This window comes from Streptomyces sp. NPDC045695 (genome assembly GCF_056432025.1).
The window spans coordinates 136,200-158,943 of the sequence record NZ_JBWKJU010000011.1; the positions used below are offsets into that span (position 1 = coordinate 136,200).

The 22,744-nt window shown below is 69.9% G+C and carries 17 protein-coding genes and 2 tRNA genes; 16 read left to right on the forward strand and 3 right to left on the reverse strand.

Going from position 1 to position 22,744, the window contains the following annotated elements; all coding sequences use genetic code 11:
• The first annotated feature begins 182 nt into the window (after window positions 1-182).
• From dnaA to AC07DU_RS20710, 11 genes are all read left to right on the forward strand, one after another.
• Window positions 183-1,937, forward strand: coding sequence for a chromosomal replication initiator protein DnaA (dnaA, locus tag AC07DU_RS20660; RefSeq protein WP_479029337.1), 1,755 nt, complete (start codon window positions 183-185; stop codon window positions 1,935-1,937).
• Window positions 1,938-2,937: 1,000 nt separating this feature from the next.
• On the forward strand, window positions 2,938-4,068 hold the full coding sequence (gene dnaN / locus AC07DU_RS20665) for a DNA polymerase III subunit beta (RefSeq protein ID WP_479029339.1): 1,131 nt from the start codon (window positions 2,938-2,940) through the stop codon (window positions 4,066-4,068).
• Between the two features lie 244 nt (window positions 4,069-4,312).
• The gene (gene gnd, locus AC07DU_RS20670; RefSeq protein WP_479029341.1) at window positions 4,313-5,188 is read left to right on the forward strand and encodes a phosphogluconate dehydrogenase (NAD(+)-dependent, decarboxylating); all 876 of its coding nucleotides are present in this window, start codon (window positions 4,313-4,315) and stop codon (window positions 5,186-5,188) included.
• Between the two features lie 65 nt (window positions 5,189-5,253).
• Window positions 5,254-6,390 carry a DNA replication/repair protein RecF gene (recF, locus tag AC07DU_RS20675; protein WP_360897116.1) on the forward strand — a complete coding sequence of 379 codons (1,137 nt, stop codon included), beginning with the start codon at window positions 5,254-5,256 and terminating at the stop codon, window positions 6,388-6,390.
• Window positions 6,387-6,926, forward strand: a complete 540-nt coding sequence (locus AC07DU_RS20680) for a DciA family protein (protein ID WP_453374596.1) — start codon at window positions 6,387-6,389, stop codon at window positions 6,924-6,926. The genes recF and AC07DU_RS20680 overlap by 4 nt, the downstream gene beginning before the upstream one ends.
• Before the next feature lie 466 nt (window positions 6,927-7,392).
• The gene (gene gyrB, locus AC07DU_RS20685) at window positions 7,393-9,414 is read left to right on the forward strand and encodes a DNA topoisomerase (ATP-hydrolyzing) subunit B (protein ID WP_360897270.1); all 2,022 of its coding nucleotides are present in this window, start codon (window positions 7,393-7,395) and stop codon (window positions 9,412-9,414) included.
• 43 nt (window positions 9,415-9,457) lie between these two features.
• A complete protein-coding gene (gene gyrA / locus AC07DU_RS20690; protein WP_366866094.1) occupies window positions 9,458-12,076 on the forward strand; it encodes a DNA gyrase subunit A in 2,619 nt (872 codons plus the stop codon).
• A gap of 87 nt (window positions 12,077-12,163) precedes the next feature.
• A complete protein-coding gene (locus tag AC07DU_RS20695; RefSeq protein WP_453374594.1) occupies window positions 12,164-12,700 on the forward strand; it encodes a DUF3566 domain-containing protein in 537 nt (178 codons plus the stop codon).
• Window positions 12,701-12,817: 117 nt separating this feature from the next.
• Window positions 12,818-12,891 (forward strand) — tRNA-Ile (locus AC07DU_RS20700).
• A 145-nt stretch (window positions 12,892-13,036) separates the two neighbouring features.
• A complete protein-coding gene (locus AC07DU_RS20705; RefSeq protein WP_208809277.1) occupies window positions 13,037-13,171 on the forward strand; it encodes a DLW-39 family protein in 135 nt (44 codons plus the stop codon).
• Window positions 13,172-13,293: 122 nt separating this feature from the next.
• Entirely contained in the window at window positions 13,294-14,610 is a 1,317-nt protein-coding gene (locus AC07DU_RS20710; protein ID WP_479112792.1) for a hypothetical protein, read from the forward strand.
• 22 nt (window positions 14,611-14,632) lie between these two features.
• Here the strand turns inward: AC07DU_RS20710 and AC07DU_RS20715 are convergent, their stop codons facing one another.
• Both AC07DU_RS20715 and AC07DU_RS20720 read right to left on the reverse strand, forming a co-directional pair.
• Window positions 14,633-15,943: a serine/threonine-protein kinase gene (locus tag AC07DU_RS20715; protein ID WP_479112794.1), complete on the reverse strand. Its 1,311-nt coding sequence runs from the start codon at window positions 15,941-15,943 to the stop codon at window positions 14,633-14,635.
• 44 nt (window positions 15,944-15,987) lie between these two features.
• Window positions 15,988-16,536, reverse strand: coding sequence for a DNA-binding protein (locus AC07DU_RS20720; RefSeq protein WP_360897128.1), 549 nt, complete (start codon window positions 16,534-16,536; stop codon window positions 15,988-15,990).
• A gap of 161 nt (window positions 16,537-16,697) precedes the next feature.
• On the opposite strand from AC07DU_RS20720, the gene AC07DU_RS20725 reads away from it, so the two are divergent.
• A tRNA-Ala gene (locus AC07DU_RS20725) sits at window positions 16,698-16,770 on the forward strand.
• Between the two features lie 59 nt (window positions 16,771-16,829).
• Here the strand turns inward: AC07DU_RS20725 and ddaH are convergent.
• On the reverse strand, window positions 16,830-17,696 hold the full coding sequence (ddaH, locus tag AC07DU_RS20730) for a dimethylargininase (protein ID WP_453373316.1): 867 nt from the start codon (window positions 17,694-17,696) through the stop codon (window positions 16,830-16,832).
• A 337-nt stretch (window positions 17,697-18,033) separates the two neighbouring features.
• Between ddaH and AC07DU_RS20735 the strand changes: the two genes are divergently transcribed.
• From AC07DU_RS20735 to AC07DU_RS20750, 4 genes are read left to right on the forward strand one after another with little or no spacing between them, the layout of a single operon-like run.
• Window positions 18,034-19,338 (forward strand): SidA/IucD/PvdA family monooxygenase, encoded by a 1,305-nt coding sequence (locus AC07DU_RS20735; RefSeq protein WP_360897132.1) that lies wholly within the window; start codon window positions 18,034-18,036, stop codon window positions 19,336-19,338.
• Between the two features lie 55 nt (window positions 19,339-19,393).
• Entirely contained in the window at window positions 19,394-19,762 is a 369-nt protein-coding gene (locus AC07DU_RS20740) for a cupin domain-containing protein (protein ID WP_360897134.1), read from the forward strand.
• Complete coding sequence (locus AC07DU_RS20745) at window positions 19,759-21,378, forward strand: class I tRNA ligase family protein (RefSeq protein ID WP_479112796.1); 1,620 nt, start codon at window positions 19,759-19,761, stop codon at window positions 21,376-21,378. Before AC07DU_RS20740 ends, AC07DU_RS20745 begins: the two co-directional genes overlap by 4 nt.
• A gap of 17 nt (window positions 21,379-21,395) precedes the next feature.
• Entirely contained in the window at window positions 21,396-22,730 is a 1,335-nt protein-coding gene (locus AC07DU_RS20750) for an MFS transporter (protein ID WP_479112798.1), read from the forward strand.
• Window positions 22,731-22,744 lie beyond the last annotated feature (14 nt).

Here is a 22,744-nt window from a genome sequence, read left to right on the forward strand (position 1 = left end):
CCCACACTGTGCACAGGCTGTGGACAACGACTTGAACCGTACCCGCTGGCCTGACTACCGTTGCCTGACCCCGGATTTTTTGTCCCGACCGTCCCAAAGAACCACACATTCGTGGGACCCCCTGTGAGAGAGCGTGCTCTGTGGCTGACGTACCTGCCGATCTTGCCGCAGTGTGGCCAAGGGTGCTCGAAAAGCTCCTCGGGGAAGGACAGCCGGGCATCGAGCCCAAGGACAAGCAGTGGGTCGAGCGGTGCCAGCCCCTGGCCCTCGTCGCCGACACCGCCTTGCTCGCCGTCCCCAATGAATGGGGAAAGCGCGTCCTCGAAGGCCGCCTCGCCCCCCTCATCAGCGACGCCCTCAGCCGGGAATGCGGCCGCCCCATCCGGATCGCCATCACCGTGGACGACTCCGCCGGCGAACCCGCGCCCTCCTCCCCGCAGGCCGGCCAGCCCGGCGGGTACGAGTCGTACGGCGGCCAGCGCTCCGGCGCCGGCTCCTCCGACGACCAGCTCCCCACCGCCCGCCCCGCCTACCCGGACTACCAGCAGCCGCGCCCCGAGCCCGGCGCCTGGCCCCGCGGCGGCCAGCAGGACGACTACGGGTGGCAGCAGCCCCGCCTCGGCGGCTTCCCCGAGCGCGACCCGTACGCCTCCCCGCAGCCGGGCTACCTCCAGCAGTCCGAGCCGTCGGGCTACGACCAGGGCTCCTACGAGCAGCAGAAGTACGAGCAGTCCCCGTACGAGTCCCAGCAGCAGCACCAGTCACATCAGTACGAGCAGCAGAAGTACGAGCAGCAAAAGTACGACCAGCAGCAGTACGAGCAGCCGGCCTCCCGCCAGGCCCCCGGCCGGCCCACGGCGGCGCCGGCCCCCTCCGGCGGCTCCTCCTCGGGCCCGCTGGAGCCCACCGCCCGGCTGAACCCCAAGTACCTCTTCGACACCTTCGTCATCGGCGCCTCCAACCGCTTCGCGCACGCCGCCGCGGTGGCCGTCGCCGAAGCGCCCGCGAAGGCCTACAACCCCCTCTTCATCTATGGGGAGTCGGGCCTCGGCAAGACGCACCTGCTGCACGCCATCGGGCACTACGCGCGGAGCCTCTACCCGGGCACCCGCGTGCGGTACGTGAGCTCGGAGGAGTTCACCAACGAGTTCATCAACTCGATCCGCGACGGCAAGGGCGACGCCTTCCGCAAGCGCTACCGCGAGATGGACATCCTGCTCGTCGACGACATCCAGTTCCTCGCGAGCAAGGAGTCGACGCAGGAGGAGTTCTTCCACACCTTCAACACGCTCCACAACGCCAACAAGCAGATCGTCCTGTCCTCCGACCGGCCGCCCAAGCAGCTCGTCACCCTGGAGGACCGGCTCCGCAACCGCTTCGAGTGGGGTCTGATCACCGACGTCCAGCCGCCCGAGCTGGAGACCCGTATCGCGATCCTGCGCAAGAAGGCCGTCCAGGAGCAGCTCAACGCCCCGCCGGAGGTACTGGAGTTCATCGCCTCCCGCATCTCGCGCAACATCCGCGAGCTGGAGGGGGCGCTGATCCGGGTCACGGCCTTCGCGAGCCTCAACCGGCAGCCGGTCGACCTGGGCCTCACCGAGGACGTCCTGAAGAACCTGATCCCCGGCGGCGAGGACAGCGCGCCCGAGATCACCGCCACCGACATCATGGCGGCCACCGCCGACTACTTCGGCCTGACCGTGGACGACCTGTGCGGCTCCTCGCGCAGCCGGGTCCTGGTCACCGCCCGGCAGATCGCCATGTACCTGTGCCGGGAGCTCACCGACCTGTCGCTGCCCAAGATCGGGGCGCAGTTCGGCGGCCGCGACCACACCACCGTGATGCACGCCGACCGCAAGATCCGGGCCCTCATGGCCGAACGGCGCTCCATCTACAACCAGGTCACGGAGCTCACCAACCGCATCAAGAACGGCTGAGGACACCTTCGGACAGACGGCTCTGAAGGGCCGTCCGACGCCTGCCCGACGGCTGGCCGACAGCTGCCCGGCGGCTGCTCGAAGGCCGTCCGACGGCTGCCCGCCGACTGCCCGCCGACTGTCAATCCGCCCCCTGACGGCCTCATTTGAGGCCGCGCCAGGGCACCTGCAAACGCATCGAGAGGGCGCTCCCGGGTCACTACGGGGGCGCCCTTCTTCGTGCGCGCGCCCCTGATCTGTTCGAATACGCCCCCTCAGGAGCAACTTCTCCACAGATTCCCGGACTTTCTTTCCTCCACAGCCTGGGGACGGGATCCGTTGCCCACAATCTGTCCACAGACCCGCCTGGTGAGGCACCATCAGGGCAGGTCAACCGCCTGTGGATTTGTGCGCAAGTGTTATCCACAGCCTGTGGACAGTTTTTTCATCCACAGCACTGTCCACGCCGTTGTCCACCGCTACCCCACAGGTTCCCGCATCCTGTGCACAGGATCCGATGACTTCTCCACACCGTTGTCCACTGTTCGGCAACGCGCCACCCCCTCTCACCGTCCGGAGTGAAAGCGGTCACACGGATGTAGACGTTTGGGTTGTGGAGTACTGGGGGAAAGCTGGGGACACACCTGTGGAGTAATCGGGCTCCCCTGGGGACAGCCTGTGCAGAACTTTTCGTTCTCCACAGGGACACCGTGTTGTCCACCGGTGTCACCCACAGGGTCGGTGGATAAAAAACCGGGGTTGACCTGCGAGAACGGGGTTATCCACCGTTTCCACAGGCCCTACTACTACCCCCATAGAGAGTGAGCCCGGTTTCGGTTTTCAAGCAGGGCCTGTGCACAACTCGTCGATCGGCCGCCCCGTCTCCTCGCTCCCGACTTGACCGCCAGCCGCACCGACTGTCGGCGCCGTACGTCAGACTGGTCCCCGGCATCGGTCGAGGCATCGACGAGCCGACGACGAAGGCCGGCAGACGAGCGAGCAACAGCAGGAGGCGGTTCCGGTGAAGATCCGGGTGGAGCGCGACGTACTCGCGGAGGCGGTGGCCTGGGCTGCCCGTAGCCTCCCGGCCCGGCCGCCGGTGCCCGTTCTCGCGGGCCTGCTGCTCAAGGCCGAGGACGGCACGCTGAGCCTCTCCGGCTTCGACTACGAGGTCTCGGCCCGCGTCTCCGTCGAGGCGGACGTCGAGGAGGACGGCATCGTCCTGGTCTCCGGCCGGCTGCTCGCCGACATCTGCCGCGCCCTGCCCAACCGCCCGGTGGAGATTTCCACAGACGGTGTACGGGCGACCGTGGTCTGCGGCTCCTCCCGCTTCACCCTCCACACCCTGCCTGTGGAGGAGTACCCGGCGCTGCCGCAGATGCCGACCGCCACCGGCACCGTGCCCGGCGAGGTCTTCGCCTCCGCCGCCAAGCAGGTGGCCACCGCCGCCGGCCGCGACGACACGCTGCCCGTGCTGACCGGTGTCCGCATCGAGATCGAGGGCGACCGCGTCACCCTGGCCTCCACCGACCGCTACCGCTTCGCCGTCCGCGAGTTCCTGTGGAAGCCGGAGAACCCGGACGCGTCGGCCGTGGCCCTGGTGCCCGCCAAGACGCTCCAGGAGATCGCCAACTCTCTGACCAGCGGTGACACCGTGACCCTGGCGCTGTCCGGCTCCGGAGCGGGCGAAGGCCTGATCGGTTTCGAGGGCGCCGGCCGCCGCACCACCACCCGGCTGCTGGAGGGCGACCTGCCCAAGTACCGGACGCTGTTCCCGACCGAGTTCAACTCCGTCGCCGTGATCGAGACCGCGCCGTTCGTCGAGGCCGTCAAGCGCGTGGCCCTGGTGGCCGAGCGCAACACCCCGGTCCGGCTGAGCTTCGAGCAGGGCGTGCTGATCCTCGAGGCCGGCTCGTCCGACGACGCACAGGCTGTGGAGAGGGTCGACGCCCAGCTCGACGGCGACGACATCTCGATCGCCTTCAACCCGACCTTCCTGCTGGACGGCCTGAGCGCGATCGCCTCCCCGGTGGCCCAGCTGAGCTTCACCACGTCCACCAAGCCCGCGCTGCTGAGCGGCCGCCCGGCCCTCGACGCGGAGGCGGACGAGAGCTACAAGTACCTGATCATGCCGGTGCGCCTCTCCGGCTGACGCGCGCGCTCCTCGACGTCGGGCCCGGTCTCGCACGCTGCGGGGCCGGGCCCGACGTCGTCCACAGTCCGTCCACAGCCGTCCACAGCCTCCACCGCCGTCCACAACGCCATGGAGCGCCCGTGAGGCTCGGCCCCACGGCCCGGCGTAGGCTCGGATCCGGTGGGCGACGCCCGGTGCGTCCTGGAGGACAGGGCCCGGGGAGCCCCGGCAAAGACGGCCACAACGCTTAAGGAACCATCTGATGGAGCTTGGTCTCGTCGGTCTCGGCAAGATGGGCGGCAACATGCGCGAGCGCATTCGCCGCGCAGGCCACACCGTCATCGGATACGACCGCAACCCGGACCTCGCGGACGTCCACAGCCTGCAGGAACTTGTGGACGGCCTGCAGGCCCCCCGCGTGGTGTGGGTCATGGTCCCGGCCGGTGCGGCCACCCAGTCCACCGTCGACGAGCTCGGTGAGCTGCTGTCGCCCGGTGACATCGTCGTCGACGGCGGGAACTCGCGCTGGACCGACGACGAGAAGCACGCCGAGGAGCTGGCGGCCAAGGGCATCGGCTTCGTCGACTGCGGTGTCTCCGGTGGCGTGTGGGGCCTGGAGAACGGTTACGCGCTCATGTACGGCGGCGCCGCGGAGGACGTGGCCCGTGTCCAGCCGGTCTTCGACGCGCTCAAGCCGGAGGGCGATTTCGGCGCCGTGCACGCCGGCAAGGTCGGCGCGGGCCACTTCGCGAAGATGGTCCACAACGGCATCGAGTACGCCATGATGCAGGCCTACGCCGAGGGCTGGGAGCTCCTGGAGAAGGTGGACTCGGTCACCGACGTCCGCGAGGTGTTCCGCTCCTGGCAGGAGGGGACGGTCATCCGTTCCTGGCTGCTGGACCTGGCGGTGAACGCCCTCGACGAGGACGAGCACCTGGAGCAGCTGCGCGGCTTCGCGCAGGACTCGGGCGAGGGCCGCTGGACGGTGGAGGCGGCGATCGACAACGCCGTGCCGCTGCCCGCGATCACCGCGTCGCTGTTCGCGCGGTTCGCCTCGCGCCAGGACGACTCCCCGCAGATGAAGATGATCGCCGCGCTGCGCAATCAGTTCGGCGGCCACGCGGTCGAGAAGAAGTAGTCGACGCAGTCGAGCAGTAACAGCACCACAGCGATCAGTTGGAAGCCGGGGGAGGTCGGCGCCGTATGCATGTTTCGCATCTCTCATTGGCCGACTTCCGCTCGTACGCCCGGGCCGAGGTTCCCCTCGACCCGGGCGTCACGGCTTTCGTGGGGCCCAACGGCCAGGGGAAGACCAACCTCGTCGAGGCGATCGGCTACCTGGCGACCCTGGGCAGCCACCGGGTCTCCTCGGACGCCCCGCTCGTGCGGATGGGTGCGGAGCGGGCGGTCATCCGCGCGGCCGTGACCCAGGGCGAGCGGCAGCAACTGGTGGAGCTGGAGCTGAATCCTGGGCGGGCGAACCGGGCCCGTATCAACCGGTCCTCGCAGGTCAGACCGCGGGACGTGCTGGGGATCGTACGGACGGTGCTGTTCGCGCCGGAGGATCTGGCCCTGGTGAAGGGGGATCCGGGCGAGCGGCGCCGCTTCCTGGACGAGCTGGTGACGGCGCGCTCCCCGCGGATGGCGGCGGTCCGCTCCGATTACGAGCGGGTGCTGAAGCAGCGCAACACCCTGCTGAAGTCGGCGGCGATGGCGCGCCGGCACGGCGGTCGCTCGATGGACCTGTCCACCCTCGACGTGTGGGACCAGCACCTCGCGCGCGCGGGTGCGGAGCTGCTGGCTCAGCGGCTGGACCTGATCGCGACGCTGCTGCCGCTGGCGGACAAGGCGTACGAGCAGCTCGCGCCGGGCGGTGGCCCGCTGGGGCTCGCGTACAAGTCCTCCGCGGGTGAGGCGGTGGACCGGGGTGCGGCGCGGACGCGTGAGGCGCTCTACGAGGTGCTGCTGGCGGCGCTGGCCGAGGTGCGCAAGCAGGAGATCGAGCGCGGGGTGACCCTGGTGGGGCCGCACCGCGACGACGTGGTGCTGCGGCTGGGGGAGCTGCCGGCGAAGGGGTACGCCAGTCACGGGGAGTCGTGGTCGTACGCGCTGGCGCTGCGGCTGGCGTCGTACGAGCTGCTGCGCTCGGAGGGCAGTGAGCCGGTGCTGATCCTGGACGACGTGTTCGCGGAGCTGGACGCGCGGCGCAGGGAGCGGCTGGCGGAGCTGGTGGCCCCGGGTGAGCAGGTGCTGGTGACGGCGGCGGTGGACGACGACGTCCCGGGGGTGCTGGTGGGTACGCGGTACGCGGTGTCCGGTGGTGAGGTGACGCGGTGGTGAGCGAGCAGGGCGAGGGCCCGCAGGAGGGTCGGAAGGTCCCGGAGGTCTCCGGGGTGGATCTCGCGCGTCAGGCGCTGGCCGCGGCGCGGGAGCAGGCGCGGGCGCGGGGCAACGCGGCGGGTGGCAAGAAGCGTCAGCAGGGTCCGGGGCTGCGGTCGGGGGCGCGGGCGGACGGGCGCGATCCGATGCCGTTGATGGCGGCGCTGGACCGGTTGCGCACCGAGCGCGGCTGGGAGATGCCGATGGCGGTGGCGGGTGTGATGGAGCGCTGGCCGCAGATCGTGGGGCCGGAGATCGCGGCGCACTGTGAACCGGAGCGGTACGAGGACCGTGAACTGGTCGTGCGGTGTGATTCCTCGGCGTGGGCGGCGCAGCTGAAGCTGCTGGCCCCGCAGCTGGTGGCCCGGCTGAACGCGGATCTGGGGCAGGGCACGGTGCGGATGATCCAGGTGCGGGGGCCGGGGGGCGGGCGGCCGAAGGGGTACGGGCCGTGGCGCGCGCCGGGCAGTACGGGCCCGGGGGACACGTACGGCTAGCCGTACGCAGGCGGGCCCGGGCCGAGGCCTCGGGGCGCCGGGCGGGCTCGCGGCCGGGAGCCGGGCGGGCGCCGGGCCCTTGGAGCGCGGGCTTCGCACGCCTGCCCGGCCCAGGGCGTCGCGGGGCCGCGGGACCGGGGCTCCGGTGCTGAGCCGTGCCTGCGAACGTCGCCGGGGGGACGGGTGTGGTGCCCGGTTCGGGTGGTGTCCCTCACGGTAGTGGGAGGTTGACAGGCCGAAGCGCTGGATGCCCGTGTGAGCCTCTTTGAGCCCCTTCCCGGATGTGGGGAGTCGGAGAGAGGAGGTTCAGGGCGGCACATGAGGACGCAGGTACCGGCAAACCCCCATTCATGTCCGTGGTACCGGTAGACTGAAGCAAATCCCGCCCGTTGCGGGATTACGCAGACAACGCAGATCGACGCGGCCGCTCCTCCGGCGCACTGGCTGGTCCGGAGTACGGGCTGCGCTGTGCCAGAGAGGGCGCTTCGTGGCCGATTCCGGCGACTCCAACGAGAAGAATTACGACGCCAGTGCGATCCAGGTCCTTGAGGGCCTGGACGCGGTCCGCAAGCGGCCAGGCATGTACATCGGCTCGACCGGCGAGCGCGGCCTGCACCACCTGGTCCAGGAAGTCGTCGACAACTCCGTCGACGAGGCGATGGCCGGTCACGCGGACAGGATCGACGTCACGATCCTGGCCGACGGTGGCGTGCGCGTCGTCGACAACGGCCGTGGCATCCCGGTCGGCATCGTGCCGTCCGAGGGCAAGCCGGCCGTCGAGGTCGTGCTGACCGTCCTGCACGCGGGCGGCAAGTTCGGCGGCGGCGGCTACGCGGTCTCCGGCGGTCTGCACGGCGTGGGCGTGTCCGTCGTGAACGCCCTGTCGACCAAGGTCGCGGTCGAGGTCAAGACGGACGGCTACCGCTGGACCCAGGACTACAAGCTGGGCGTGCCGACGGCCCCGCTGGCCAGGAACGAGGAGACCGACGAGCACGGCACCTCGGTGACGTTCTGGGCCGACCCGGACGTCTTCGAGACGACCGACTACTCCTTCGAGACGCTGTCGCGGCGCTTCCAGGAGATGGCCTTCCTCAACAAGGGCCTGACCCTGACGCTGACCGACGAGCGCGAGTCGGCGAAGGCCACCGTGGGTGCGGACGACCCGGAGGCGGACGCGGTCGAGCCCACGGCGCGCACGGTGGAGTACCACTACGAGGGCGGCATCGTCGACTTCGTGAAGTACCTCAACTCGCGCAAGGGCGAGATGATCCACCCGACCGTCATCGACGTCGAGGCCGAGGACAAGGAGCGGATGCTCTCGGTCGAGATCGCGATGCAGTGGAATTCGCAGTACACGGAGGGCGTCTACTCCTTCGCGAACACGATCCACACGCATGAGGGCGGTACGCACGAGGAGGGCTTCCGTGCGGCTCTGACGGGTCTGGTCAACCGGTACGCGCGCGAGAAGAAGCTGCTGCGCGAGAAGGACGACAACCTCGCCGGCGAGGACATCCGCGAGGGTCTGACGGCGATCATCTCGATCAAGCTGGGCGAGCCGCAGTTCGAGGGCCAGACGAAGACCAAGCTGGGCAACACGGAGGCGAAGACCTTCGTGCAGAAGGTCGTGCACGAGCACCTGAACGACTGGTTCGACCGCAACCCGGTCGAGGCCGCGGACATCATCCGCAAGTCGATCCAGGCGGCCACGGCGCGCGTCGCGGCCCGCAAGGCCCGTGACCTGACCCGTCGCAAGGGTCTGCTGGAGTCGGCCTCGCTGCCGGGCAAGCTGTCGGACTGCCAGTCGAACGACCCGACGAAGTGCGAGATCTTCATCGTCGAGGGTGACTCGGCCGGTGGGTCCGCGAAGTCCGGCCGCAACCCGATGTACCAGGCCATCCTGCCGATCCGCGGCAAGATCCTGAACGTCGAGAAGGCCCGTATCGACAAGATCCTCCAGAACACCGAGGTCCAGGCGCTGATCAGTGCCTTCGGTACCGGGGTGCACGAGGACTTCGACATCGAGAAGCTCCGCTATCACAAGATCATCTTGATGGCGGACGCCGACGTCGACGGCCAGCACATCAACACCCTGCTGCTGACGTTCCTCTTCCGCTTCATGCGCCCGCTGGTCGAGGCCGGTCACGTGTACCTGTCCCGCCCGCCGCTCTACAAGATCAAGTGGGGCCGGGACGACTTCGAGTACGCGTACTCGGACCGCGAGCGCGACGCGCTGGTGGAGCTGGGCAAGCAGAACGGCAAGCGGATCAGGGAAGACTCGATCCAGCGCTTCAAGGGTCTGGGCGAGATGAACGCCGAGGAGCTGCGCGTCACCACCATGGACGTGGACCACCGTGTCCTCGGCCAGGTCACGCTCGACGACGCGGCGCAGGCCGACGACCTGTTCTCGGTGCTGATGGGTGAGGACGTCGAGGCGCGGCGCTCCTTCATCCAGCGCAACGCCAAGGACGTCCGCTTCCTCGACATCTGAGTCGGCTCCGCTGACCGCCGCCTGAAAGGACTCTTGACCAGCAATGGCCGACGAAACCACCCCCACCGCTGAGAACGCCGAGAACGCCGCGGAGGAGCAGCCCGTGCTGCGCATCGAGCCCGTCGGGCTCGAGACGGAGATGCAGCGCTCCTACCTCGACTACGCGATGTCCGTCATCGTCTCGCGCGCCCTGCCGGACGTGCGCGACGGCCTCAAGCCGGTGCACCGCCGCGTGCTGTACGCGATGTACGACGGTGGCTACCGGCCCGAGAAGGGCTTCTACAAGTGCGCCCGCGTCGTCGGTGACGTCATGGGCACCTACCACCCGCACGGTGACAGCTCGATCTACGACGCCCTGGTCCGCCTGGCGCAGCCGTGGTCGATGCGCATGCCGCTGGTGGACAGCAACGGCAACTTCGGTTCTCCGGGCAACGACCCGGCGGCCGCGATGCGCTACACCGAGTGCAAGCTGATGCCGCAGGCCATGGAGATGCTCCGGGACATCGACGAGGAGACCGTCGACTTCCAGGACAACTACGACGGCCGCAACCAGGAGCCGACGGTCCTGCCGGCGCGCTTCCCGAACCTGCTGGTCAACGGCAGCGCCGGTATCGCGGTCGGTATGGCGACGAACATCCCGCCGCACAACCTGCGCGAGGTCGCGGCCGGTGCGCAGTGGGCGCTGGAGCACCCGGAGGCCTCGCACGAGGAGCTCCAGGACGCGCTCATCGAGCGGATCAAGGGTCCTGACTTCCCGTCGGGCGCCCTGGTCGTGGGCCGCAAGGGCATCGAGGAGGCGTACCGGACCGGTCGCGGCTCCATCACGATGCGCGCGGTGGTGGAGGTCGAGGAGATCCAGAACCGCCAGTGCCTGGTGGTCACGGAGCTTCCGTACCAGACCAACCCCGACAACCTGGCGCAGAAGATCGCCGACCTGGTGAAGGACGGCAAGGTCGGCGGCATCGCCGACGTCCGTGACGAGACCTCGTCGCGGACCGGCCAGCGCTTGGTGATCGTCCTGAAGCGGGACGCGGTCGCGAAGGTCGTGCTGAACAACCTCTACAAGCACACCGATCTGCAGACGAACTTCGGCGCGAACATGCTGGCGCTGGTGGACGGCGTGCCGCGCACCCTGTCGATCGACGCGTTCATCCGCCACTGGGTGACGCACCAGATCGAGGTCATCGTCCGGCGCACCCGATTCCGTCTGCGCAAGGCGGAGGAGCGCGCGCACATCCTGCGTGGTCTGCTCAAGGCGCTGGACGCGATCGACGAGGTCATCGCGCTGATCCGGCGCAGCAACACGGTCGAGATCGCGCGCGAGGGCCTGATGGGCCTGCTGGAGATCGACGAGATCCAGGCGAACGCCATCCTGGAGATGCAGCTGCGGCGCCTGGCGGCGCTGGAGCGGCAGAAGATCGTCGCCGAGCACGACGAGCTCCAGGCCAAGATCAACGAGTACAACGCGATCCTGGCCTCGCCGGAGCGTCAGCGTCAGATCGTCAGCGAGGAACTGGCGGCGATCGTCGAGAAGTTCGGCGACGACCGGCGTTCCAAGCTGGTGCCCTTCGACGGCGACATGTCCATGGAGGACCTGATCGCCGAAGAGGACATCGTCGTCACGATCACGCACGGCGGTTACGTCAAGCGGACCAAGACCGAGGACTACCGCTCGCAGAAGCGCGGCGGCAAGGGCGTGCGCGGTACGAAGCTGAAGCAGGACGACCTGGTCGACCACTTCTTCGTCTCCACCACGCACCACTGGCTGCTGTTCTTCACGAACAAGGGCCGGGTCTACCGGTCCAAGGCGTACGAGCTCCCGGACGCCGGACGGGACGCGCGCGGGCAGCACGTGGCGAACCTGCTGGCCTTCCAGCCGGACGAGAAGATCGCGCAGATCCTCGCCATCCGCGACTACGAGGCGGCGCCGTACCTGATCCTGGCCACCAAGGGCGGCCTGGTGAAGAAGACGGCGCTCAAGGACTACGACTCGCCCCGATCGGGTGGTGTCATCGCGATCAACCTCCGCGAGACGGAGGACGGCAGCGACGACGAGCTGATCGGCGCCGAGCTGGTGTCCGCCGAGGACGATCTGCTGTTGATCAGCAAGAAGGCGCAGTCGATCCGCTTCACGGCGACCGACGACGCGCTGCGTCCGATGGGGCGTGCGACCTCGGGTGTGAAGGGCATGAGTTTCCGCGAAGGAGACGAACTGCTCTCCATGAGCGTGGTCCGGCCCGGTACGTTCGTCTTCACCGCGACCGACGGCGGCTACGCCAAGCGGACGCCGGTCGACGAGTACCGCGTCCAGGGTCGTGGTGGTCTGGGTATCAAGGCCGCGAAGATCGTGGAGGACCGCGGGTCGCTCGTAGGGGCGCTCGTGGTGGACGAAACGGACGAGATTCTCGCCATCACGCTGGGCGGTGGTGTGATTCGTACGCGCGTCAATGAAGTCAGGGAGACCGGCCGTGACACCATGGGCGTCCAGCTGATCAACCTGGGCAAGCGTGATGCCGTGGTGGGTATCGCCCGTAACGCCGAGGCCGGTCAGGAAGCTGATGAGGTCGAGGTCGACGAGAACGAGACCGAGGCGGGCGAGGGACAGGCCGCCGAGGCAGCCGCCGGGGGCACTGAGCCTTCGGCCGGGGAGCACGAGGAGTAAGTCGTGAGTGGAGCCACGGGCGCCGGACCGGCCAAGACTGGAGAGGACGGTGCCCGTGGCCCTGCCGCGGACTCCCAAGGGGGCATCGTGACGGACACCCGAGGACCGCAGCCGCAGGCCGGTGCGGGACCCGCAGAGCAGCCGTACCAGCCGCCGCACGCCTACGCGGCGCCCGCGGGCCCGGGTGCGCCGCGGGGTGGCGGGGGCGGCGCCGGGCAGCGCGTGCCCCGTACGGGGGTCCGTACGGCCCCCAGGACGCGCAAGGCGCGGCTGCGGGTGGCCAAGGCCGACCCGTGGTCGGTGATGAAGGTCAGCTTCCTGCTGTCGATCGCGCTGGGCATCTGCACGATCGTGGCGGCGGTGGTGCTGTGGATGGTCATGGACGCGATGGGCGTCTTCTCGACCGTCGGCGGCACGATCAGCGAGGCGACCGGCTCGAACGAGAGCAACGGCTTCGACCTCCAGTCGTTCCTGTCGCTGCCGCGGGTCCTGATCTTCACGTCGGTGATCGCGGTGATCGACGTGGTGCTGGCCACCGCGCTGGCGACGCTGGGCGCGTTCATCTACAACCTCTCGGCGGGCTTCGTCGGCGGTGTGGAGCTGACGCTCGCCGAGGACGAATGACCGCTGACTGACCTGCGGGGACACCCGCGGGCAGCGGCCGTCGGGGCTCCGCCCCGGGGGATTTTGGCTGGACCCGCTCTGTGCGCTAATCTTCAGGAGTCAGCGCGCAGCGCGGATGGGGCTATAGCTCAGTTGGTTAGAGCGCATCCCTGATAAGGATGAGGCCACAGGTTCAAATCCTGTTAGCCCCACAGTGTCGAAGACCCCCAGGCCCCAGGCCTGGGGGTCTTTGTCGTGGGGCCAGTTGGCGGGCCGGCAGGTCACCGATCGGTATCGGTCCGTGTGTATTGTTGGGCTTCAGAAGTCCCCTACGTCAACGAAAGACGAGGTCGCGCGGTGAAGAAGCTGCTCCTGGTCGCACTGGCCGCCATCGGCGGACTCCTCGTGTACCGCCAGATCCAGGCGGACCGTGCCGAGCAGGACCTGTGGACGGAGGCAACTGACTCCGTGCCCTCTGGTTCCGGTGTGTGAGACCCAAGGCTGATCTCATGGAGCCCCGGCTGCCGCTGCGGCCGGGGCTTTGTGCTGTTCTGTGACGAAAACTTCCGTTATGTAAAGATTTGGCTTGCGCTAGCAAACTCGGGGTGGGCGTGATGGGTCGGATACGGAGAACTTCGCTCGCGGGGGCGGCGGCCCTGGGGCTGGCGGTCGCCGCGCTGCCCGCAGCGGCGAACGCCGGACCGTCGGCGCCGCCGGTGCCGACGTACGAGGTGGCGAAGGGCGCCAAGGCCGTCGAGGGCAAGCAGTCCACAGCGGACGCCCCGTTGCTGGAGGCGGGGAACATCTACGAGGACACGCTGGCGCCCGGGGAGCGCGTGTACCGGCTCAACCTGAAGAACGACCGGTCCAACGTGTACGTCTCCGCCGTGGCCCGGCCCGGTCCGGGCGCCAAGGTCTCGTACGGCGACGGCATCGCGGTCGAGATCATGGACACAGCCGGGAAGTCCTGCCGGGCCAGTGCCGGCCGCGCGAGCCTCGGCTACGACCCGGTGCCCGTCAGCGCCGCCGGCGTCCGGTGGGGCGGGGAGGACCAGGACTGCGCCGCGGCCGGGGTCTACTACGCCAAGGTGACCCGTACGTCGGCCAAGGGCTCAGACCAGAGCCGCTGGCCCCTGGAGCTGCGCGTACAGCGTGAGCCGGGCCGCGCCGCCGGCGGGCCGACCGCCGCGCCCAGCGTCTGGCCCTCGGGGTCCCCGGCCGCGCTGCCCGGCACGGAAGCGGTAGGCCGCAGCGGCGGGACCGGCTTCAACGACGCGCGGGCGCTGGGCCCGGGGGTGTGGCGCGACGAGCTGCGGCCCGGACAGACCCGGTACTACCGGGTGCCGCTGGACTGGGGGCAGCAGCTGGGTCTCAGCACGGAGCTGGCCAAGGCCAGGCTGACCAAGGACTTCGGCGTCGCCTCGGGCGGGCTCGCGGTCGCGCTCTACAGCCCCTACCGCGGTCTGGTCACGGCCAAGGACACCTCCTACGACGGGAAACAGGCCGGGATCACGCTGGAGAAGACCCCGCCGGTGGCCTACGAGAACCGCTACGCGAGCGACTCCGACGTCCGGCCCGTGGGGATCGCCGGCTGGTACTACATCGCCGTGACCATGGGCGGGAAGGTCGCCGAGTTCACCGAGGACGCGACTCCCGTGCCGCTGACCCTGCGCATGGAGGTCACCGGCACCCCGGCCAAGGCGCCCGCGTACACGGAGAGTCTGGCCGCGGGCGGCTTCGGGGTCGGGGGCGCGGACCTGGCCGCGGCCAAGGAGGGGCTCACCGCCCCGGAGGCCGCTGAGGCCGCCGGGAAGCACTCCGCGATGCGGGTGGTGGCGGGCGCCGGCTTCGGCACCGGGACGCTGCTGCTGCTCGTGCTGGGCGGGTGGATCCTGCTGGCCCGGCGGGGGCGCGGGGCCGCGGCCGGCTGAGGCCCGGCCCACCGGACACCCCCTACAGCTGGGTGAGCGCCCAGACGCCCACGGCGAAGCAGAGCAGTGCGGCGGCGAGGATGCCGGCCGTGACCTTCCGGGGCGGCGGGGCCAGACCGCCGCGGCGGGCCGTCGGGAGCGTGGAGGCCGCCGGGTCGGGCACGACGGGCGGCGGCAGGTGGAAGCTGCCCGTCTCCGAGGGACCGTACGAAGGCCCGTACGAGGGCACCTGGGCCGGGACCGTCGCGTAGGGGGAGGGCTGGCCCGCCGGGGCGGCCGGCGAGCCGTACCCGGTGGCCGGCCCCGTGCCGGCCCTGCCGCGGGGGTCGGTGCGGGTGGGCTCCGCCGACACCGCCACCGTGGGGGACGCGGAGGGGGAGGCGGCCGTGGAGCCGTTCGGCGGGATCGCGGGGGCCGTGGGCGCCGCGGTGCCGCCGGACGGGCCCGCAGCGGCCGTCAGCGGCCCCTGGGGGCCGAAGCCGGGGGGGAGCGGCCCGAGTTGGTCGAACACCTCCACCGGATCCTCGTCCGGCGCGGGCGGCAGCAGCTCCACGGCCTCGGCGAGGGCCTTGCGGGCCCCCGTGGCCGTCTTGAACCGGCTCTGGGGATCGGGCAGGAGCAGGCCGGCGATGACGTCCCACAGCGGCGCGGGAACGCCCTCGGGGGCGTCGGGGGTGCCGTGGGCGAGGAAGTGCTCGACGAGGGCCTGGGAGTCGGGCTTGCGCCCCTGGAGGAGGTACAGGGCGACCAGCCCGACGGCGAAGAGGTCAGCGGGGAAGTCGGGCTCGGCGCCCAGGAGTTGCTCCGGGGCGAAATAACCGGGCGTGCCGACGACGTAGTCGGTCTCGGTCAGCCGGGGCTCGCCCTTGCGCATGGAGATCCCGAAGTCGGACAGCCGCAGGTGCGGCCGCCCGGTTCCGGTGGCCTCCATCAGGATGTTGGCCGGTTTGATGTCGCGGTGGACGACACCCTCCGCGTGCACCGCCGCCAGCCCCGACAGGAGCTGGTCGAGCAGGCTGCAGACGAAGCGGGGCGGGAGGGGACCGTAGTCCCCGATGACGTGGGCGAGGGAGCCGCCGCTGACGAGGTCCATGGTGAACAGGACCTTGTCGTCGTCGGCCGCCCAGCTGGCGGGGGCCAGTACGTGCGGGTGGTCGATCCGCAGCGCCTGCTCCCGTACGAACCTCAGGAGCGTGTGGGCGTCGCTCTGGAGGAGGACCTTGGCCGCCACGTAACGGCGGCGCCGGTGGTCCCAGGCGCGCCAAACGGCGCCTGCGCCACCGCGTCCGATCGGGTCGATCAACTCGTACCGACCGGCGAAGACCTCACCCATCGCTGTGCCCGTCCCCCGTCACCCGTTGTCCGTCGTCGTGCGTGTCAGTTCTGGTGCGCCTCGTAGTGGGCGACCGCGTCGGCGGTGCGGCCCGCTCCGTACACCCGGAGGAACTCTGCCAGTTCCGGGTGGCTGGGGGCGAGGGTGTTCGCCGCGTCGATGATGTCGCCGGCCGCGGAGACCGAGCGCAGCAGCGACTGGATCTCGCGGACGACCCGCTTGACGGTGGGTGCTCCGGAACTGGTGGTGGTCTGGCCGCTGCTGCTGAGGACGGAACCTCCCTGGGTCTTCTTGATCTCGTCCATCCGGTCGGTGGCCTCCCCCGCGCTGACGCTTCCGTCGGCCACCTGGCCGGCGAGATCCTGGAGGGCCTGGACGCGCTGCACCACGGCCGGGTTCCCGATCTTGGCGCGCTGGCCGCTCATCAGCTGGGACAGCATGGGCGCCGACAGACCGAGCACGGCAGCGAGGCGGGCCTGGTTCAAGCCGAGGTCATCTATGAGCCGGCGGAAGAGAGCTCCCAGCGGCTCCCCGTACCAACTGCGCTGAAGCTCCCTGGCTCTGGCCGTGGCCTCTTGCTGTACTGCGTCCACTCTTACTACTCCCCTTCGCTGGTGCGAACCTCGCGAGCATCTTACGGAGCGTGGTCGCAGGGCGGGAGTCCCTATTATTTTGCGAGATGAGGGGGTACACCCGGTACTCTGTTCTGCGGAACGACCGCTTTCCCGCGCGGGAGGGGTGCGTCCGTTTTCACGGGGCCTTAGCTCAGTTGGTAGAGCGCTGCCTTTGCAAGGCAGATGTCAGGAGTTCGAATCTCCTAGGCTCCACATATCAGACCCTTCTGACCTGCGGAAACGCAGTCAGAAGGGTCTTTTTTCGCGTCTTCTCAGCGGTCGCGGAGCTCCAGCGTGCAGCACTTGACGCTGCCGCCGGCCTTGAGGAGTTCCGACAGGTCGACGCCGATCGGCTCGAAGCCGCGCGCCCGCAGCTTGGCGTGCAGGGCGGTGGCCGCGGCGGGCAGCAGGACGTGCCGGCCGTCGGAGAAGGCGTTCAGGCCGAAGACGGCGGCGTCCTCGGCGCCGGCGAGGACCGCGGTGGGGAACATGGCGCGCAGTACGGCCTGGCTGCCCTGGGAGAAGGCGGCGGGGTAGTACATGATCTCGTCGTCCGAGAGCACGCACAGCGCCGTGTCCAGGTGGTAGTAGTCCGGGTTCACCAGCGTCAGCGAGGTGACCGGCAGGCCGAAGAACTCCTGGGCCTCGGCGTGTGAGCGGGGGTCGGTGCGAAAGCCGGTACCGGCCAGGAGGCGGCGGCCCACGGTGAGGATGTCGCCCTCGCCCTCGTTGACGTACTCGGGCCACAGGGTGTCGGTGTAGCCGCGGCTCTCCAGCCACTTCAGGTACGCGGGGCCCTCCGCGGTGCGCTGCGCGTGCCGGAAGCGGGCGCCGTAGACCTTGCCGTCGACGACGGTGGCGCCGTTGGCCGCGAACACCATGTCGGGCAGGCCCTCGATGGGGTCGATCTCCTCGACGACGTGGCCCAGTTCGAGGTAGAGGTCGCGCAGCGCCTCCCACTGGCGCACGGCCAGGGCGTTGTCCGTGCTGTGCTGCGGGTTCATCCAGGGGTTGATCGAGTACGTGACGTCGTAGTGCTGGGGCCGGCACATCAGGATGCGGCGGCGGGTGGCGACCCGGGTGGGGGTGCCGGGGCGGTAGAGGGCGCCTGCGGGGGTGATGGGCTCGGTGAGCGGCACGGGGGGCTCCTTCTCATGGGGTTCCGATGGAAGCCCGGCCGCCCGAGGGATGGTTCCGGCAGCCGGATGCGTGTGACGCGACTGATCACGAGGGCCTATGGAAAGAGGGCTCCGCATTGACCGGAAGAGGTGCGCGGCACTGGTCAATCAACGCGCTGACCTGGTCCGCAGCGGAGTTGATTGTCCGTGGCCGAGATGGCTTCCGGGCAATCGGGCCCCGCCGTGGAATGGCGTCATCACCCGGTTCCGGCAGGCAGCTCATGGACGACTGCGACGGCCCGGACCGTCCTTCCTGACCGTACGAACCTGTCCACCTGTTCCATCTGGAGGTACTTCCATGGCGCATCGCAATGTCGAACTGCTCGCAGTCGGTGCGGGTCCGGCGAACCTCGCGCTGGCGGTCGCCGTCGAGGAGCTCGCTCCCGAGCTGGCCGGCGACACCCTGCTGATCGAGCGCGAGCAGGACATCGTCTGGCAGCGCGGCATGCTGCTGCCCGACGCGCTCAGCCAGGTGTCCTTCCTGAAGGACCTGGTCACCATGCGCAATCCGTGCAGCCGCTTCTCCTTCGTCAACTTCCTGCACGCCCAGGAGCGCCTCGACGCCTTCGTCAACCTGGCCAGCTGGGTGCCGTACCGCAGCGAGATATCGGACTACCTGCAGTGGGTCGCCGACGAACTCGCCCAGGTCCGGGTCGAGTACGGCCGCGAGTGCGCCGGTGTGGAAGCGGTCACCGGCGCGGACGGCGAGATCACCGGCTGGGTGGTCACCCTCGCCAACGGCGACACCATCGGCTGCCGCTACCTGGTGATCGGCGCCGGCCGCGACGCCCACGTGCCCGCGGTGTTCGAGGGCCTGCCGGCCGAGCGGGTCATCCACAGCACGCAGTACACCCAGCGCATCGCCGGGGTGCGGGCCGATCTGCCGCACCGGGTCGCGGTCGTCGGCGGTGCGCAGAGCGCGGCCGAGCTGTTCGGTGCGGCGCTGCGGGACCTGCCCGAGTGCAAGCCGACGATGATCATGCGTTCGATCGGCCTGAACGGCTACGAGAGCAGCAAGTTCACCAACGAGCTGTACTACTCGTCGTTCATCGACGAGTTCTACGAGGCTTCGCCGGACGCCCGCCAGCAGCTGCTCGACGAGATGTACCGCTCCAACTACGGCGGTCTGTCGCCCGCCACCCTCGACGCCCTCTACCGGCAGTTCTACCAGGACCGCCGCACCGGGCAGGACCGTCTGGCCATGCAGGCGATGACCGACGTGAGCGCCGCGCGCATGGACGGCGAGGAGATCGTCCTGACCCTCACCGACCGCAAGTCGGGCGCCGAGCGGGAGATGCGCACCGATCTGGTGCTCCTGGGCACGGGCTTCGTCCGGGCGATGCCGTGGGCGGTCAAGGCCCTCGCGGAGTCGATCGGCCTGGAGCGGGTCGACGTCAGCCGCAACTACCGGCTCGACCTGGGCCGTCCGGCGAGCGCCGCCTGCTACCTGCAAGGCGTCAACGAGGCCACCCACGGCATCGCGGACTCGCTGCTGAGCGTGCTCGCGGGCCGCTCGGCCGAGATCACCCAGGACATCCTCGCGCACCGCCTGGGCCTGCCGGTGACGGTCCCGGCGCAGGAGCGCGAGCTGGCGTTCGCCTGACGGCCCCGCCTTCGCGACGAGACGTAGCAGCCCGACGAGGAGAGATTCGACCCCCATGCTCACCAAGCAACTCGACCGCGACGCACTCACCCACGAGAACGGCCTGGACGCCCAGCGGCTGCTGCCCTGGCCCGAGCTCAACGCCCCGTTCGAGGGGTCCTGGTGCGTCATCCGGCCCGGCACCGCCTCGACGGCGCACGCCCATCACGAGTACGAGATCTTCATCGCCGTCGCCGGCTCGGCGGTCCTGGAGTCCGAGGGGATCCGCACGCCCTTCGTGACCGGGGACATCGTCCACTTCACCCCGGGCGCCCGGCACCGGGTGATCAACGAGTCCGACGCCGACTTCGAGATGTACAGCGTCTGGTGGGACCTCGACATGACACAGCGGTTCGCAGCTCGCCACGAAGGAGTTCAGGCATGACACGCCGTACGGTCATCATCGCGCCGCCGCCGACCCCCAACGGCGACCTGCACACCGGGCACTTGGCGGGCCCCTACCTGGCGGGCGACGTGTACGCCCGCTACCTGCGGGCGTCGGGCCGCCCGGTGATCTTCACCAGCGGTACCGACGACAGCCAGACCTACGTCGTGGCCAGCGCCGCGCGGGCCGGCCTGACGCCGGAGGAACTGGCCCTGCGCTCCGCGACGCAGATCCGGGCGACCCTGGAGGCCGCCGGGATCTCCGTGGACGGCTTCGCGCCCTTCGACAAGGGCTACCGCCAGACCGTCGTCGACTTCGTCACCGACCTGCACGCCGACGGCGCGTTCCGGCTGAAGACGGTGCTCCTGCCGTACGTCGAGGCCACCGGCGAGTACCTCATGGAGGGCCTGGTCGCCGGCGACTGCCCGGTGTGCCTGGTGGAGAGCCGCGGCGGGCTGTGCGAGTCCTGCGGACACCCCAACAACTTCGACGAGCTGCTGGGGCCGCGTTCCACCGTCGACCCGGACGCCGTGGTCACGCACCGCGAGGCGCAGATCCTGGTCCTGCCGATGGAGGAGTACCGCGACCGGCTCGCCGACTACTACGTGCGCCACCGGGACGTGCTGCGGCCGCACACCGCGCAGCTGATCCGGGAGGCGCTGGCCCGGCCGCTGCCGGACTTCCCGATCACCTACCCGACCGCCTGGGGCATCCCGGCGCCGTTCGCCGAGACCCCTGGCCAGGTCCTCAACGCCTGGGCCGAGGGCATGGCCGCCTCGATGTACTGCACCTGGTACGCGGCGGAGCGGCTCGGGGAGCACGCCGACCGCTACGACGAGCACTGGCTGTCCGAGCACGGCATCGAGCTCGTGTACTTCCTCGGATTCGACAACGTCTACTTCTGGGGAATGACGCACCTGGCCCTGCTGATGGCGCACGGCGACCGGTACGTCGAGCCGCACGCCATCGTGTCGAACGAGTTCTACGAGCTGGAGAACGAGAAGTTCTCCACGAGCAAGGGCCACGTGGTGTGGGCCGCCGACCTGGTGGCCGAGGTGCCGCGCGACCTGGTGCGCTTCTACCTGGCGCTCACCGCTCCGGAGCACTCCCGTACGAACTTCAGCCGCGAGGCGCTCGACGGCCTGGCCGGCTCCCGGCTGGTCGAGCCGTGGAACCGGCTCGCGGGCCGCCTGGAGGAGCTGCTCGCCGCGACGCCGGCGGACGCGCCCCTGCCGGTGTCCGCGACCGGGGCCGCCCACGCGGCCGTCGTCGTCGAGCGCTTCCGTTCCCACTACGAGCTGGAGAGCTTCAGCCTGCACCGTGCCGCGGACCTGATCGTGGTGCACCTGGACCGGCTGCTGAAGCAGGCGGACCGGGCCGCGGCCCAGGGGCCGAGCGACCTCGGGGACCTGGTCCTCGGCGTCCGGACGCTGACCGCGTGCGCCGCTCCGCTGCTCGTCGATCTCGCCGCCCGCGCCGAGGAGGCCGGGGCGGACCTGACCCTGTCGGCCGACGCCGTCGCGGTCACCTCGGTCGCTCCCCTGCGACTTCCCCTCCTGTCCACCGCGGTGGGGGCCTTCGAGCCCGTCGCCGAGCCGGTCGACATCCGCGTCTGACCCCCCGAGGAGCCCTTGTGTCCACGCTCGCCCCACCCCGGCCCAACCGCGCCGAGAAGCTGCTCATCCCGGCGACCTTCGTCACCAACCTGGGCAACGGCATCCAGCTCACGGCCGCTTCGTACCTGGTGTTCTCCGCGGAGAACACGATGCTCGCGGTCAGCTGGCTGATCATCGCCGTCACCATCCCGCAGGTGGCGCTCTCCCTGTACTTCGGCAAGCTCGCCGACCGCTTCGACCGCCGCACCCTGGCGATGGTCTCGGACCTGGCGAGCGCCGCCGCGGCGGTCGGTCTGCCGGTCTGGCTGGCCCTCGGCGGTGACCCGTCCACGATCAGCTACGTCGCCAGCTTCGTGCTCTCGATCTCGGCGGCGCTGTTCTTCCCCGCCTCCAACGCGCTGATCAAGGAGCGCGTGCCGGAGTCCCGGCTCGCCCAGTTCAACGGCAACGCGGAGATCGCCATCCAGGGCGGTACGCTCGCCTCGGCGGCCCTCGGCGGCTGGGTGATCGTCTGGATCGGCACGACCTCGCTGTTCTACTTCAACGCCATCACGTTCCTCGTGTCGGCCGCGATGCTGTTCCTCATCGGCCGCCGTCCCGCCGGCGTGGCGATCAGCGCTCCGGAGGCCGCGGCCAAGGCGGCCAAGGCCGCCGCCGCCCGGCTGACCGGCACCCGCCCGCCGCTGGCCCGCCTGGCCCTGCTCTACGCCATCGGCAACATCGTCATCATCGTCGGCAACACGATCATGCTGGTCCTGGTCATCGAGGGCTTCCACAGCAACGCGGGCTACCTCGGCATCGTCGACGCGCTGTTCGGCATCGGCGCGCTGTTCGCCGCGGCGGTCTTCAAGAAGGTCAGCGCCAAGGCCACCATGCTGAAGACGACCCTGATCGGGTACCTCGCCTTCTCGGTGATCCTGGTCCTGGAGTCCACCCACCTGTACATGATGATGGCGGTCATCCCGTTCGCCGCGATCGCCTTCTGCATGGCCCGCATCTCGGCCCGTACGGCTCTGATGAGCGCGGCGCCGGAGGACCGTACGGGCTTCGTGTTCGGCGCCACCAACGCCTTCGGCCTCGCGGCCGGCACCACCGCCGTCGTGCTGATCTCCCTGCTGGTCGACGCGACGAAGGTGCAGTACGGCTTCTACGCCCTGGCCGCCCTCGTCGCGGTCCTCGGCACCGTCACCGTGCTCTCGCTGGGCAAGCTCGACCGGGAGACCAAGGCCGCCGCTGAGGCCGCTGAGGCCGCTGAGGCCGCCGAGGCCGCGGTGGAGAGCACCGAGGCCGCCGCCCCGGCCGCCGCCCCCGCCGCAACCGAGTCCCGCGAGCCCGTCGCGGCGAAGGTCTGAGGGGGGAGTCCACC